Origin of the sequence: Delftia sp. WSY_12 (genome assembly GCF_043104645.1) — a bacterium.
Taxonomy (GTDB): Bacteria; Pseudomonadota; Gammaproteobacteria; order Burkholderiales; family Burkholderiaceae_C; genus Comamonas; species Comamonas tsuruhatensis.
The window spans coordinates 386,491-400,698 of record NZ_JBICKW010000024.1; the positions used below are offsets into that span (position 1 = coordinate 386,491).

Here is a 14,208-nt window from a genome sequence, read left to right on the forward strand (position 1 = left end):
CTTCATCCTTTGCGGCCCAGCAGGCCATGGGGTCGCAGCAGCAGCACGGCGGCCATGGCCACGTAGATCATCAGGCGCGCGCCCTCGGGCCACAGCGTGCTCATCACGCTTTGCACGATGCCGATCAGCAGGCCGCCGACCAGTGCGCCGCCGAAGCTGCCCAGCCCGCCCACGACCACGATCACGAAGGCCACGCCCAGTGCCTCCACGCCCATGAAGGGCTCGGCGCCGCGTATGGGCGCGGCCAGCACGCCGGCCAGCGCCGCCGTGGCAGCGCCCAGCGCGAACACCAGGCTGAAGATGCGCAGCACGTTCACGCCCAGCAGGGACACCATCTCGGTCGATTCGCTGCCCGCGCGCACTGCGCTGCCCAGCCGCGTGCCTTCCAGCAGCCACCACAGCAGCACGGCCAGCACGGCGGTGAAGCCGATCACGAACAGCCGGTACTTGGGATAGACGAAGCTGCCCCACATCACCACGCCCTGCAGCAGATCGGGCACGGCCACGCTGTCGCCCAGCGGGCCCCATTGCACGATCACCAGCTCCTGCACCACCAGGGCCAGGCCCACGGTGACGATGATGTGGAACTCATGCGCCTTGGCATACACATGGCGCAGCATGAGCTTTTCCACCAGCCAGCCCAGCGCGCCCACGGCCAGCGGCACCACGATCAGGGACAGCCAGAAGCTCATGCCCCAGCGCGTCATCTGGTAGCAGAAATAGGCGCCCAGCAGGTAGAAGGCACCGTGCGCGAAATTCACGAAACGCAGCAGGCCGAAAACGATGGACAGGCCCACGGCCAACAGGAAATACAGCATGCCTATGCCGATCCCGTTGATGGTCTGAAGCAGATAGATGCTCATACAGGGTCCGAAACGATGGACGAAGGAGGCGGCGCGGAATGCGCGATGGTTTGAACCCCGTGCGACACAGGGCTGAGCCCTTGAACTGGCACGGCCCAACTCAGGGACACCGAGCAAGGGCCGCCCCGCCGCGAGGGTGTCGTCCCCCTCCCGAAGGAGAGGGGGAAGGCGCGCAGCGCCTCAGGGGGTGCCTTCCATCTCAAACCAGCTTGCAGCCGGTCTGGTCTACGGGCAGGAAGGACTTGCCTGAGCTGACCACATCCACGTAGTCGTCCTTGTTCTTCATCTTGGACTTGGCCTTGCCCTTGAGCAGGTAGTAGCTCTTGAGCACCTGGTGGTCGGCCTTGCGCACCTCTTCCTCGCCCGTCAGGCCCTGGTACTTCATGCCTTCCAGCGCGGCGACCACGGCCTTGGGGTCGGCCGTGCCGGCCTTGATGATGGCATCGATCATCAGCTTGGTGCAGATGTAGTGGCCGGCCAGGCTGTAGTTGGGATTGGCCTTGAACTTGTCGTTGCAGCGCTGCACCAGATCACGGTTGAGCGGCGTGTCCACCGTGTGCCAGTACTGGGCGCCGAAGTACACGCCGTCGCACAGGTCGGCGCCCAGCGACTCGAACTGCTCCAGCCCTGAGGCCCAGGCGATCAGGATGGTCATGTTCTTGTTCATGCCGAAGCTGATGGCCTGGCGCAGCGTGTCCGAGGACTGGGCGCCGAAGTTCAGCAGCAGCAGCACGTCGGGCTTGGCGGCCACGGCATTGGTCAGGTAGCCGCTGAACTCCTTTTCGGTCAGCGAGTGGTAGCTGTTGCCCACATGCTCGATGCCCTTTTCCTTGAAGATGTTCTTGGCCGCCGTAAGCAGGCCGTCGCCGAACACGTACTGCGGCGTGATGGTGTACCAGCGCTTGGCCTTGGGCAGGGATTCGATCAGCGGGCGCACGGTCTGCTCGATGGCGCCGAAGGTGGGTGCCGACCAGCGGAAGGTGGCGCTGTTGCAGTCCTTGCCCGTGATCTCGTCGGCGCCTGCGGTGGTGATGAAGATGCCGCCGGCCTTCTCGGCCTCCTTGCCCATGGCCAGCGCCTCCGACGACAGGATGCCGCCTGCGAAAAAGCGCGTGCCCTGCTGCTGCGAAGACTCCTGCAGCTTGCGCACGGCCGTGGCGGGCTTGCCCTCGGTGTCCAGCACGGTGTAGGCCAGCGGGCGGCCCAGCGCCTTGCCGTATTGCTCTATGGCCAGCTTCATGCCCAGGTCCGCGTACTTGCCGTTGGCCGCGAAGGCGCCCGACATGGGCACGGGGCAGGCGAACTGGATGCTGTCCTTGGACTGCGCCCAGACGCTGCGGCCCAGGCCCAGCGATGCGGGCAATGCGCCCAGTGCCGAGAGTTGCAGGAGGTGACGACGTTGCATGGGATCTCCGTGATGGGGACTGAAGGCGCTGCGGCCCGGGTACGCTTTTCAGAGCAAGTTGCATGCCAGTCGAAACGGGTGCGTGCAGGCTCCTTGATTCATATTTATAGTGATAAATACAAGGAATAGGGCGCGTGCTAACCCTAGGCGCAAACGCCCACGCGCCATGGCGGTGCATACTGCACCAAACCCGTATGCAGACTGGGCGCGGACACGATCCGGTGCCCTTCCGGAGAACACAACAATGGCTACACCCAAGTCGGCCCCCCTGGCGATCCGGCAGCTCAAGCGCCCGGATCTGGTGGCCCAGGAGATCAAGCGCCTGATCACCGAAAAGAACCTCAGCCCCGGCGACCGCCTGCCGCGCGAAAGCGAGCTGCAGGCCCAGTTCCAGGTCAGCAAGGGAACGATCCGCGAGGCTCTCAAGTCGCTGGAAGTGCAGGGGCTGATCACCATCTCCACCGGCCCTTCGGGCGGTGGCACGGTCGTCGAGGTGCCGCTGGACCGCACGCTGCAGTTCATGCAGAACTACCTGTTCTTCCAGGAGGTGACCATCGACGACATCTACACGGTGCGCCAGATGCTGGAGCCCGAGCTGGCGGCAGGCGCCGTGCCCCATCTGACCGAGGCCGATTTCGAGGCCCTGGAGCACAGCATCGCCTGCTGCGATCCCACGCAAAGCAGCGACGACCTGGTGAGCCAGCGGCGCGAGGACGTGAACTTCCACGACATCCTGGCGGCCGCCAACCCCAACCCGTTCCTGCGCTTCACCTGCGAGCTGATCAACGAGATGATCCGCCAGCTCATCGTCTTCGCCAACCGTACTCCGCAGGCCGAGCACCGGCGCTTCGGCGAGGCCAATGCGCAGTTCCACCGCAGCATCGTGCAGGCCGCGCGCGAGCGCGATGCTGCGAAGGTGCGCGCATTGATGCAGGAGCACATGCGCGATGCGGCCAGCAGCGTCAAGCGCATGAAGGGCCGCATCCAGGGCCGGCTCATCCTCGATGCCGACAGCCTGCGCAGCCCGCGTCCGCGACGCGCCGTGCAGCCGGTGGAAAAGGCCGCAGCGACAGCGCCAGGGACTGCGCCAAAAACAAAGGCAAGGGCGAGCGCAAGGGCCACCGCGAAGGCCCCGGCAAAGGCCCCCGCAAAAACCATCCCAAAGGCCTCCGCAAAGACGGCTGCGAAGGCTCCGGCAAAGTCGCCTGCAAAGGCCACGTCCGCGCGTCCCGCTGCCGCACGCAAGCGCGCGGCCTCCTGAGCTGTCCCGCACCGGTCATCGGCGCCCCACGCCACGCGTTTCGCGCTGCCCGCTGCTGGTATGCTGCCGCGCGCTTGGCCTTCACGCATTCCCCTCACGAGACAACAGCATGAGACAAACCCCTTTCGCATCCTCCCGCACCCCGGTGCGCCGCGCAGCCCTGTGGCACGCCCTGGCCGGCGGCCTGGCGCTGGCGGCCACGCTGGCGGCGCCCCTCGCCCATGCCCAGGGCGCAGGCAGCTATCCGTCCAAGACCATTCGCCTGGTCGTGCCCTTCGCACCCGGTGGCTCCACCGACATCCTGGGCCGCCTGCTGGCGCAAAAGCTGGGCGAGAGCATGCACACCACGGTGGTGGTGGACAACAAGCCCGGTGCCAACGGCACCATCGGCTGCGACCTGGTGGCCAAGGCGCCGGCCGACGGCTACACCGTGGTGCTGGGCGACGTGGGCTGCATGGCCATGGCCAAGGGCCTGTATACCAAGCTGCCCTATGACCCGCTGCGCGACTTCGCGCCCATCAGCCTGGTGGCGCGCAGCCCGCTGGTGCTCACCGTGGGAGCGCAAAGCCCGTTCCACTCACTCAAGGAGCTGACGGCGGCGGCCCAGGCCCAGCCCGGCAAGCTCAACTACCCCTCGTCGGGCACGGGCGGACCCAACCACCTGGGCGCCGAGCTGTATGCCATGCAGGCCAAGGTCAAGATCGGCCACGTGCCCTACAAGGGCAGCGCGCCTTCGGTGGTGTCGCTGGCCGCCGGCGAGACCGACTTCGGCTTTCTCACGGCCGTGACCATTGCCGCGCAGCTCAAGGCCGGCAAGGTGCGCGCGCTGGCCGTGGCCCACAACGAACGCCTGCAGTCCATGCCCGACGTGCCCACCATGTCGGAGGCAGGCCTCAAGGACTTCACGGCCGATGCCTGGTTCCTCGCGGCCGTGCCCGCAGGCACGCCCAAGCCCATCGTGGACCGGCTCTACGCCGAGATCGCCAAGGCCCTGCCCGCGCCCGAGGTCAAGGAAAAGCTGGACGCCATGGGCGTGCTGCCCTCGGGCCTCAAGCCCGATGCCTCGGCCCAGTTCCTGCGCGTGGAAGTGGATAAGTGGCGCGATGTGATCAAGAACGCGGGCATCACGCTGGACTGATTTCGCAGCCTTGCCGTTGCCATGCAAAAAGCCCCTGCGGCCTCACGGCCCAGGGGCTTTTCTCATGTGCCGGAGATGCTCAGTTCGTTTCGGTCAGGGCATCGCCCAGGGCGCTGACCAGCCGCTCGATCTCGGCCTTCTCGCTGATGAAGGGCGGCGCGATCTGGATGGTGTCGCCGCCGTAGCGCACGTAAAAGCCCTTGTCCCAGCACTTCATGGCGATCTCGTAGGGACGGCGTGCCGGCTCGCCGGGCAGCGACTCGATGGTGAAGCCCGCAGCCAGGCCGAAGTTGCGGATGTCGGCCACATGCTTTGCTCCCTTGAGGCTGTGTACGGCCTGCTCGAAGAACGGGGCCAGCGCGCGCACGCGGCCCGGGCCGTCCTCGTGCTGCAGCAGGTCCAGCGCGGCCACGCCCGCTGCGCAGACAATGGGGTGGGCCGAGTAGGTATAGCCGTGCGGGAACTCCAGCATGTACTCGGGGCCGCCCGCTGCCATGAAGGTGTCGTAGATCTCCTTGCTGGCCACCACGGCGCCCAGGGGCTGGGCGCCATTGGTCACCTGCTTGGCGATGTTCATGATGTCGGGCGTGACGCCGAAGGCCTCCGCTCCCGTCATGGCGCCGCAGCGGCCGAAGCCAGTGATGACCTCGTCGAAGATCAGTAGGATGTTGTTCTGCGTGCAGATCTCGCGCAGGCGCTGCAGGTAGCCGGCCGGCGGAATCACCACGCCGGCCGAGCCCGAGAAGGGCTCGACGATGACGGCCGCGATGTTGCTGGCGTCATGCAGGGCGATCAGGTCCAGCAGCCGGTCGGCCAGCGCGCGGCCATCGGTGGCAGGCATGCCTTTGTGGAAGGACCCCAGCGCCGGCTGCGTGTGCGGCAGGTGGTCGGCCTCCACGCCCTGGCCGAAGGTCTTGCGGTTGCCCACCATGCCGCCGACGGAGATGCCGCCGAAGTTCACGCCGTGGTAGCCCTTCTCGCGCCCGATCAGCCGGGTCTTGCCGCCCTGGCCCTTGGCGCGCCAGTAGGCGCGTGCCATCTTCAGCGCCGTGTCGGCGGCTTCCGAGCCCGAGCCCGTGAAGAACACATGGTCCAGGCCTGCGGGCGTCAGCTCCTTGATCTTGTTGGCCAGCGCGAACGAGGCCGGGTGGCCGAACTGGAAGGCCGGCGCATAGTCCAGCTGCTGGGCCGCGCGGCCGATGGCTTCGGCGATCTCGCGGCGGCCATGGCCCAGGCCCGAACACCACAGGCCCGACAGGCCGTCGAAGATCTTGCGGCCGTCGGCATCGGTGTAGTAGGCGCCCTGGGCGCTGGTGATCATGCGCGGGCGCGCCTTGAACTCGCGGTTGCCGGTGAAGGGCATCCAGTGGGCCTCGAGCCAGGCGGCATCGGTGCGCGTGGCGGGGGCGGCGCTTTGTTCGGTGGGAACCAGGGTCATGGCGATCTCCTCGAGCCTAGGGAAGAAATGTGGATCGGCCCATTGTGAGCGCGCTGTTTGATTTCGCGAAGAGCACGATATCGAGGTTTACTTGCATATTTCTGCAAGTGACCAAGCGCCTGCCGGTCGCGGCATGGCGTGCGCGCATTGGGGGAATCCGTCGCCACTGCCGCCCCGTGGCTCCCCTATAGTGGCTCCCCTGTAGCGGTGGCCATGTCCGGCAAGCACACCGGGAGGCGAATGGCGATGGCGGAATTTTCTCTGGAGACCCCTGCGAGCCGCCGGGCACGCGATGGCCGTGCGCGTGCGGCGCTGGGCCAGCTGGGCGACATGGATCTGCGCCTGCTGCGCGTGTTCAAGGCCGTGGTCGAGTGCGGCGGCATGTCGGCTGCCGAGCTGGAACTGAACATCGGCAGCTCCACGCTGAGCCGCCACATGAAGGACCTGGAAGAGCGCCTGGGCCTGACGCTGTGCCGGCGCGGGCGCGCCGGCTTCGCACTCACGCCCGAAGGCCACCGCATCTACGAGGCCACGCTGCAGCTGCTGGGCGGCGTGGAGGGGTTTCTGGGCCAGGTGGACGACATCCATGGCCGGCTGGCCGGCACGCTGGACGTGGCGCTGTTCGACAAGACCGTGGGCAATCCGCAGTCACGCATTCCCGAGGCGATAGGCCTGCTGCACGATCAGGCGCCGCAACTGCACCTGCGGCTGCACGTGGCCTCGATACAGGCCATCGAGCGCGGACTGATGGAGGGGCGCTGGCAGGTGGGCGTGCTGCCCTCTGCACCCAGTTCGGGCGCGCTGGACAGTGCCCGGTTGTTCGGCGAGCGCATGCAGCTGTACTGCGCTCCCGGCCATCCGCTGCATGGCGCCGACCATGGCGGGCTGGACTGGGACAGCCTGGGCGCACATGCCTTTGCAGGCCTGGGCTACCAGTCACCCAATATGGCGCTCAGCCACCAGGCCGGCCTGCAGCGCCAGGCCACGGGTTTTGACCAGGAGGCCATTGCCATGCTGGTGCGTTCGGGCCGCTACCTGGGATTTCTGCCCGACCACTACGCACAGGCCATGGAGGGCCAGGGTCTGCTGCAGGCCGTGGCCCCCCACCGGTTCTTCTATCTCTGTGATTTCTTCGCGGTCTGGCGCAGTGCCGTGGTGCCTGGGCGTGCAGCCCGTGTGTTCATCGACGCGCTGCTGGGCGTGCACCGTGAATGAACGGCTTTGCCACAGCCTTGGCAAGAGGAAAATCACAGGTTTGCGAAGAGGCTATACACAGCTTTTCACACAGCTTGTGCACATATTTTCCAGCGTATGCGCTTGACAATGTTTGGCATTGTGACCGGCGCCGGGGCTTCAGTCCGCCCCGATGCGGTCGAAAGGCATGTATGGATTCCGTGCCGGCCATGGGCCGCACGGGCAGCGCCTTGATACCAACGATTTCGCATTTCCCGGGTTCTTGCACCATGCGCCGCCATGTCCACCTCTCTTGCCGCCACGGCAGGGCCGGGTTTCAGCCCGTGCCGCCATCGACCATCCTTGCCAGGGTTTCGGTCAGCCAATTGCCGAATGAGGCGTCCGCGCTGAAAGACCGCAGGGGCGTGGGCATGTTCGTGCTCCTGGCGGGTTCAGGCCGCAGCCGCAGTGGCTGCTGCGGGCGGCGCCATGCCGGCGCCCGCGTCGGCACGGTGGCGCAGGCCGCGCTCCCACAGCTTTTCATGGAAGAAGAAGGCCACGGCCTGCACCGTGGGCTCCAGCAGGCTGAGCGTCAGCGCGGCCCAGAGATTGCGGGTCACGGCATAGGCCACGGCCGCTGCCACGGTGACATGGATGACGTAGTAGCTGGCGGTCTTCAACAGCGTGCGGCGGTGGTGGTGAAGGGTCTGGCGGATGCGGCTCATGGGGCTCTCCTCGGGATGAGACTCCATGCTAGGTGTGCGAAATAGTTATGGCCAATCGAAAATGATCATCAAAGTTATAAACACTATCGATGGCCGGCGGTTGCGTGCTGCGGCCTTGTGCCATGCCGGGGGCGCGCCATGAGCTGGGACCAGATTTTCGTGCTCGGCTGGGCGCCGCATCCGCAGTGGTTCCAGTGGCTGCATCCGGGCCTGGTGACGCTGTCGGTGCTGGTGGCCGTGGCCACGTCGGTGATGGCCATGCAGATTGCCGGGCTGGCGCGCGATGCCGCGTCGCCGCGCATACGCCGCGTGGGCGTGCTCACGGGCGCCTTCTGCCTGGGCGCGGGCATCTGGGCCATGCACTTCATCGGCATGCTGGCCTTCGTGCCCTGCACCTTTGGCGACTACGACCCCTGGATCACCACGCTGTCCATGCTGCCCAGCATGCTGGCGTCCTGGCTGGCGCTGACGCTGATGGTTCGGCCGCAGCTGTCCACGCAGGCGCTGGTGGGCGGCGGCGTGCTCATGGGGCTGGGCATTGGCTCCATGCACTACATCGGCATGGCGGCGGCCCAGACCTGGACCTCGATGCTCTACGACCCCTGGGGCGTGCTGCTGTCGGTGATCGTGGCGGCAGGCATGGCCATGCTGTCGCTGTGGGTGCGCTTCAGGCTGGGCAACACGGGCCGGCTGTGGCCCACGCTGGTGGCCGGCATCGTCATGGGCCTGGCCATTTCCTGCATGCACTATGCGGGCCTGTATGCACTGCGCCTCAAGCCCGAGATCGATGTGCTGGCGCAGGTGGAGTCGCCCACGCATGCGCTGCTGGTGTTCTCCATCGTCGGCATGGTGGTGCTGATCTTCGGTATGGTGTTCGCGGTCAACATGACGCTGCGCTACCGCCAGATCTACCGCCAGGTGCAGCGCAGCGAATCGCGCCTGCGCGCCGTGGTGGATACGGCGGTGGACGGCATCGTGATGATCGACGGGCGCGGCAGCATCGTCTCGTTCAACGGCGCGGCCGAGCGGCTGCTGGGCTGGACGGCGCAGGAGGTGCTGGGCCGCAGCGCCAGCCTGCTCATGCCTGCGTCGGGCTGCGATGGTGAGGGCGGCTCGCTGGAAAAGCAGCTGGCCGCGGGCTTTGCAGGCCTGCTCGGCTCCAGCCGCGATGTCCATGCCCTGCACAAGGACGGCACGCAGATCGCCGTGCGCCTGGCCGTGGGGCGGGTGGCGATTGCCGGCGATCCGCTGTACGTGGGCTTTGTGACCGATATCCGCGAGCGCCGCCAGATGCTGCAGTCGCTGCGCCGCAGCGAGGAGCAGTACCGCACCCTGATCAACAACGTGCCCGGCACCACGTTCCGCTGCCTGTACGACGGCAAATGGACGCCGCTGCTGCTCAGCCGCTCCATCGAGGAGTTGACGGGCTGGACCGAGCAGGATTTCACCGATGGCCTCACGGGCTGGGACCGGCTCATCCACGCCGAGGACCGCGACCGGCTGGAGGCTGCGGTGGCGCATTCTCTGGCGCGGCGCCAGACCTACAACGCCGACTACCGCCTGCTGCACCGTGACGGCAGCACGCGCTGGGTGTCCGAGACCGGGCGCGGCGTCTTCAACGAACAGGACGAACTGACCTGGATCGACGGCGTGATCATGGATCAGACGGCGGCGCGCGCGCGCAATGCCGAGTTCGAGGGCACGGTGCGCGCCATCGACCTGTCGCTGGCCACCATCGAGTACGACCTGCGCGGCCATGTGCTGCGCGCCAACCGCAATTTCCTGGACCTGTTCGGCTACCGGCTCGACGAGGTCGCGGGCCGCCACCACGGCATGTTCTGCGAGCCCGGCTATGCGCATTCGCCCGAGCATGTGCAGTTCTGGCGCCGCCTGGCCGAGGGCGAGTTCCAGGCCGGCGAGTTCCTGCGCTGCGGGCACGAGGGGCGGCGCATCTGGGTGCAGGCCACCTACAACCCCATACGTGGTGCCGACGGCCGGCCCTACAAGATCGTCAAGCTGCTCACCGACATCAGCGCCCAGCGCAAGCTGGCCCAGGAGCTGGTGCTGGCCAAGGAGCATGCCGAAGCCGCGGCCGCCGCGCGCAGCACCTTCCTGGCCAACATGAGCCACGAGATCCGCACGCCCATGAACGCCATCATCGGCTTCACCGAGGCGTTGCGCGAAACGGCGCTGCAGCCCACGCAGGCGCGCTACCTGGACACGGTGCACTATGCGGCGCGCTCCATGCTGCGCCTGCTCAACGACATCCTGGACACGGCCAAGCTCGACAAGGGCGCGGTGGAGCTGGAGATAGAGGACTTCTCGGTGCGCGAGCTGTGCCAGCAGATCCTGGCATCGCTGCGCATCACGGCCGATCGCAAGGGCCTGGACCTGCGCCTGGACTACGACCCGCACACGCCGGCCGCGCTGCGCGGCGACGGCATGCGTGTGCAGCAGATCCTGGTGAACCTGCTGGGCAATGCCGTGAAGTTCACCGAACGCGGCCATGTGCTGCTGCGCGTGCGCTACGAGCAGGGCGTGCTCCAGCTCGATGTGCATGACACGGGCATAGGCATCGCGGCCGAGAAGATCCACCGCATCTTCGACCCCTTTGCCCAGGCCGACGCCTCGACCACGCGGCGTTTCGGCGGCACGGGCCTGGGCACGACCATCTCGCGCCAGCTGGCCGAACTCATGGGCGGCAGCATCCAGCTGCACAGCACGGTGGGCGTGGGCACGGTGTTCGAGGTGCGCCTGCCCCTGCCGGTCGGCGAGAGCCCGCTGCCCGAGCGCGGGGCGGCCAGCCGCGGCCTGCCGCCGCTGCACATCCTGGCCGTGGACGATGTGCCCGAGAACCTGGAGCTGCTGCAGATCAACTTCTCCAGCCAGAACCACCAGATGGTGCTGGCCCACGACGGTGCCGAGGCGCTGCGCTGCGTGCAGGCGCAGGAGCCGCCTTTCGACGTGGTGCTGATGGACCTGCAGATGCCGGGCATGGACGGCCTGGCGGCGGCGCGCGCCATCCGTGTCTGGGAGCGGCAGCTGCAGCGCCGGCCCGTGCCCATCGTCGCGCTGTCGGCCAGCGTGCTGGAGAAGGACCGCAGCGACGCCACCGCCGCCGGCATGGACGGCTTTGCCTCCAAGCCGCTGGACATGGCGCGGCTGCAGGCCGAGATCGCACGCCTGCTGTCGCTGCAGGTGGCGCTCAAGGAGGCCAGGCCGCCCGCGCCCGCCAGCGCCCAGCCGGGGCTGCCTGATGTCACGGTGGACTGGGCCTCGGGCATTGCGCTGTGGGGCCGGGTCGATCCGCTGGTGGCCGCCATTCGGCGTTTCCTCAACGAACAGCTGGACCTGGCCGACCGCCTGCGCCGTGCCCTGCAGCGCCCCGGACCCGAGGCCTTGATCGGCCTGGCGCACCGCGTGCGCGGCGCGGCCGGCAACCTGGGCCTGCAGGCCGTGTACCGGCTGGCATCGCGCCTGGAAGGCCTGGCGCAGGAGGGCGCCGGGCAGCCGCAGCTGCTTGCCCTCATCGACCAGCTGCACCAGGCGCTGGATGCCGTAGCGCGCGAGCTGCGCCAGCGCCACCCGGCCGCCATGCCGATGACCGAGGCGCAGGGGGCGGCATCGGGCGAGGCGCCGGGCCAGGCGCAGGGCCATGCGTGGGCGCAGGCCGACGGCGATGCGGCGCCCCAGGCGGGCGCACCCGCCCTGCCTGCCGATGCCCGGCCCTGGCTGGAGCGCATCGTGGCCGCCTTGCACAGCGGGGAGCTGGACGGGCAGGCCATGCAGGCCCTCGTGCGCATGCTGACGGCCGAACAGCTTCAGCCGCTGCAGCAGGCACTGGATAATTTCGACTTCGAGCGTGCGCAGGAATGCGCCCAGCAGCTGCAGCAGCAACTGCCCTCGATCGATGGAGACAGAGCATGAATGCGCCCAATCTACTGGCAACGGACAAGCGCCCGCGCCTGCTGCTGGTCGATGACGACCCGACCAACCTGCATGTGCTGCGCCAGATCCTGGGCGAGGACTACCGGCTCTCGTTCGCCACGGACGGGCGCAAGGCACTGCAGCTGGCACAGCACCAGCCGGACCTGATCCTGCTGGACATCATGATGCCCGAGCTGGACGGCTACGCCGTGTGCCGCCAGCTCAAGGCACATGCCGACACCGCCCGCATCCCGGTGATCTTCATCACGGCCCTGTCGGATGGGCAGGACGAGGCGCTGGGCTTTGCCTCCGGCGCGGTGGACTACATCGTCAAGCCCGTGCGTGCGCCTGTGGTGCGCGCGCGGGTGCGCAACCACCTGTCGCTGGTCAAGCTCGACGAGTTGCGCAGCACGCGGCTGCAGATCGTGCAGCGCCTGGGCCGCGCGGCCGAGTACCGCGACAACGAAACCGGCATGCACGTGATCCGCATGAGCCACTACGCAAAGACGTTGGCGCTGGCGGCCGGCTGCACCGACGAGTGGGCGGACGACCTGCTCAACGCCGCGCCCATGCACGACGTGGGCAAGATCGGCATCCCCGACGCCATCCTGCTCAAGAACGGCCCGCTGACGGCCGAGGAATGGACGGTCATGCGCCGCCATCCGCAGATCGGCGCCGAGATCATCGGCGAGCACGATTCCCAGGTGCTGCAGATGGCCTACAGCATCGCGCTGACCCACCACGAGAAATGGGACGGCACGGGCTATCCGCAGGGCCTGGCGGGCGAGGACATCCCGCTGGCCTCGCGCATCGTGGCCGTGGCCGACGTGTTCGATGCCCTCACCACGGAACGCCCCTACAAGCACGCGTGGACGGTGGACGACGCCATGGATCACATAGAGCAGCAGGCCGGCGCCCACTTCGACCCGCGCCTGGTGCCGCTGTTCATCGGCCTGCGCCCGCAGCTGGAAGACATACGCGAGCGCTGGAAGGATTGACGGGGAACCGATTCCGGCAGGGTGCGCCGGGGCTTGGGCAATCGCTTACCCTGGGCGGCCTGTCTCCGGCACCTGCCTGTCCTGCCCATGTCTTGTTCGCCTTCTCCATCCTCTTCCTTGCCTGCCGCTGACCGCTTCCATGTCCGCGCACTGACCGCCGCCGACCTGCCCGGTCTGCTGGACATCCAGCGGGCCTGCTATGGCGAGGACTATGCCGAGAGCGGCGAGGTCTTTGCGCGGCGCCTGGCCGGCACGGCCCATTGCTCGCTGGCACTGGAGCAGGGCGGCCGGGTGCGCGCCTATCTCGCGGCCTACCGCAGCCTCATGGCCAAGATCACGCCGCTGCACGGTGACTTCGAGGCCGTCGAGCAGGCCGACACCCTGTACCTGCACGACATGGCCGTGCACCCCGAGGCCGCAGGCCAGGGCCTGGCCCGTGCGCTGCTGGCGCCGCTGTGGGAGCGGGCGCGCGCCGAGGGCCTGCGCCACACGGCCCTGGTGTCGGTGCAGGGCTCGCGCGGCTACTGGGAGCGCCATGGCTATGCCGTGCAGGCGTTGACCGATCCGCTGCAGCAGCAGCGCCTGATGAGCTACGGCGACGGTGCGCTGTACATGGCCCGGCCGCTGTAGGGCGGTGCTATGGGGCGCTACAGGGCGCCGTGTCGCGTGGTGGTCTGCAAGGCGCGGTGATGGGGTTTTTGGCCGGGGACGGGCCGGCCGCCTCTGGTCATAATGCGCGCCATGCCCGATCGCTGGAAACCCAATGTCACTGTGGCGGCCATCATTGAGCGCGATGGCCGTTTTCTGCTGGTGGAAGAAGACACGGCCGATGGCGTGCGCTACAACACCCCCGCCGGCCATCTCGACCCTGCCGAGTCGCCCATCACCGCCTGTGTGCGCGAGGTCGATGAGGAGACGGCGCACGACTTCGTGCCCACGGCCCTGGTCGGCGTCTACCTGAACCGCTTCGTTCGCACGCGCACCGGCTCCGACATCACCTATCTGCGCTTTGCCTTCACGGGCGAGCTGGGTGACTTCCGGGCCGGCCAGCCGCTGGACGACGGCATCATCCGCACGGTCTGGATGACGCTGGACGAACTCAAGGCCTGCACCGCCCAGCACCGCAGTCCGCTGGTGATGCAAAGCATAGAGGACTACCTGGCCGGCCGCCGCTACCCGCTGGAGCTGATCCACACCGATCCCAGCGTGCTGCAGGCTCCGCAGCCCCACTGAGTCACCAAGGCACCGAGCACCATGCCGGCCCTGTCTGTCACACAACG

At 67.7% G+C, this 14,208-nt stretch carries 11 protein-coding genes; 7 read left to right on the top strand and 4 right to left on the bottom strand.

Features of this window, described 5'->3' with window-relative positions; genetic code table 11:
* Positions 1 to 2 precede the first annotated feature (2 nt).
* Both ACF8LI_RS16670 and ACF8LI_RS16675 read right to left on the bottom strand, forming a co-directional pair.
* Positions 3 to 863, bottom strand: coding sequence for a branched-chain amino acid ABC transporter permease (locus ACF8LI_RS16670; RefSeq protein WP_016447227.1), 861 nt, complete (start codon positions 861 to 863; stop codon positions 3 to 5).
* 199 nt (positions 864 to 1,062) lie between these two features.
* Positions 1,063 to 2,268: an ABC transporter substrate-binding protein gene (locus ACF8LI_RS16675; RefSeq protein ID WP_016447226.1), complete on the bottom strand. Its 1,206-nt coding sequence runs from the start codon at positions 2,266 to 2,268 to the stop codon at positions 1,063 to 1,065.
* Between the two features lie 244 nt (positions 2,269 to 2,512).
* Here ACF8LI_RS16675 and ACF8LI_RS16680 point away from each other — a divergent pair, with 244 nt between their 5' ends.
* Entirely contained in the window at positions 2,513 to 3,529 is a 1,017-nt protein-coding gene (locus ACF8LI_RS16680) for a FadR/GntR family transcriptional regulator (RefSeq protein WP_392413382.1), read from the top strand.
* A gap of 109 nt (positions 3,530 to 3,638) precedes the next feature.
* Entirely contained in the window at positions 3,639 to 4,667 is a 1,029-nt protein-coding gene (locus ACF8LI_RS16685; RefSeq protein ID WP_016454212.1) for a tripartite tricarboxylate transporter substrate binding protein, read from the top strand.
* 79 nt (positions 4,668 to 4,746) lie between these two features.
* On the opposite strand, the gene ACF8LI_RS16690 is transcribed toward ACF8LI_RS16685, so the two are convergent.
* Positions 4,747 to 6,105 (bottom strand): aspartate aminotransferase family protein, encoded by a 1,359-nt coding sequence (locus ACF8LI_RS16690; protein ID WP_392413383.1) that lies wholly within the window; start codon positions 6,103 to 6,105, stop codon positions 4,747 to 4,749.
* Between the two features lie 246 nt (positions 6,106 to 6,351).
* On the opposite strand from ACF8LI_RS16690, the gene ACF8LI_RS16695 reads away from it, so the two are divergent.
* Positions 6,352 to 7,320 (top strand): LysR family transcriptional regulator, encoded by a 969-nt coding sequence (locus ACF8LI_RS16695; RefSeq protein ID WP_016447222.1) that lies wholly within the window; start codon positions 6,352 to 6,354, stop codon positions 7,318 to 7,320.
* A gap of 410 nt (positions 7,321 to 7,730) precedes the next feature.
* Here the strand turns inward: ACF8LI_RS16695 and ACF8LI_RS16700 are convergent, their stop codons facing one another.
* On the bottom strand, positions 7,731 to 8,003 hold the full coding sequence (locus ACF8LI_RS16700; RefSeq protein ID WP_209670363.1) for a DUF2061 domain-containing protein: 273 nt from the start codon (positions 8,001 to 8,003) through the stop codon (positions 7,731 to 7,733).
* Between the two features lie 138 nt (positions 8,004 to 8,141).
* On the opposite strand from ACF8LI_RS16700, the gene ACF8LI_RS16705 reads away from it, so the two are divergent.
* The 4 genes from ACF8LI_RS16705 to ACF8LI_RS16720 all read left to right on the top strand — a co-directional run bounded on the left by ACF8LI_RS16705 (position 8,142) and on the right by ACF8LI_RS16720 (position 14,161).
* Positions 8,142 to 11,930, top strand: a complete 3,789-nt coding sequence (locus ACF8LI_RS16705; protein ID WP_392413384.1) for a PAS domain S-box protein — start codon at positions 8,142 to 8,144, stop codon at positions 11,928 to 11,930.
* Positions 11,927 to 12,928, top strand: coding sequence for an HD-GYP domain-containing protein (locus ACF8LI_RS16710; RefSeq protein ID WP_392413385.1), 1,002 nt, complete (start codon positions 11,927 to 11,929; stop codon positions 12,926 to 12,928). The genes ACF8LI_RS16705 and ACF8LI_RS16710 overlap by 4 nt, the downstream gene beginning before the upstream one ends.
* Before the next feature lie 87 nt (positions 12,929 to 13,015).
* Entirely contained in the window at positions 13,016 to 13,558 is a 543-nt protein-coding gene (locus tag ACF8LI_RS16715) for a GNAT family N-acetyltransferase (protein WP_016447217.1), read from the top strand.
* Positions 13,559 to 13,660: 102 nt separating this feature from the next.
* On the top strand, positions 13,661 to 14,161 hold the full coding sequence (locus ACF8LI_RS16720; protein ID WP_017407282.1) for an NUDIX hydrolase: 501 nt from the start codon (positions 13,661 to 13,663) through the stop codon (positions 14,159 to 14,161).
* Positions 14,162 to 14,208: the final 47 nt, after the last annotated feature.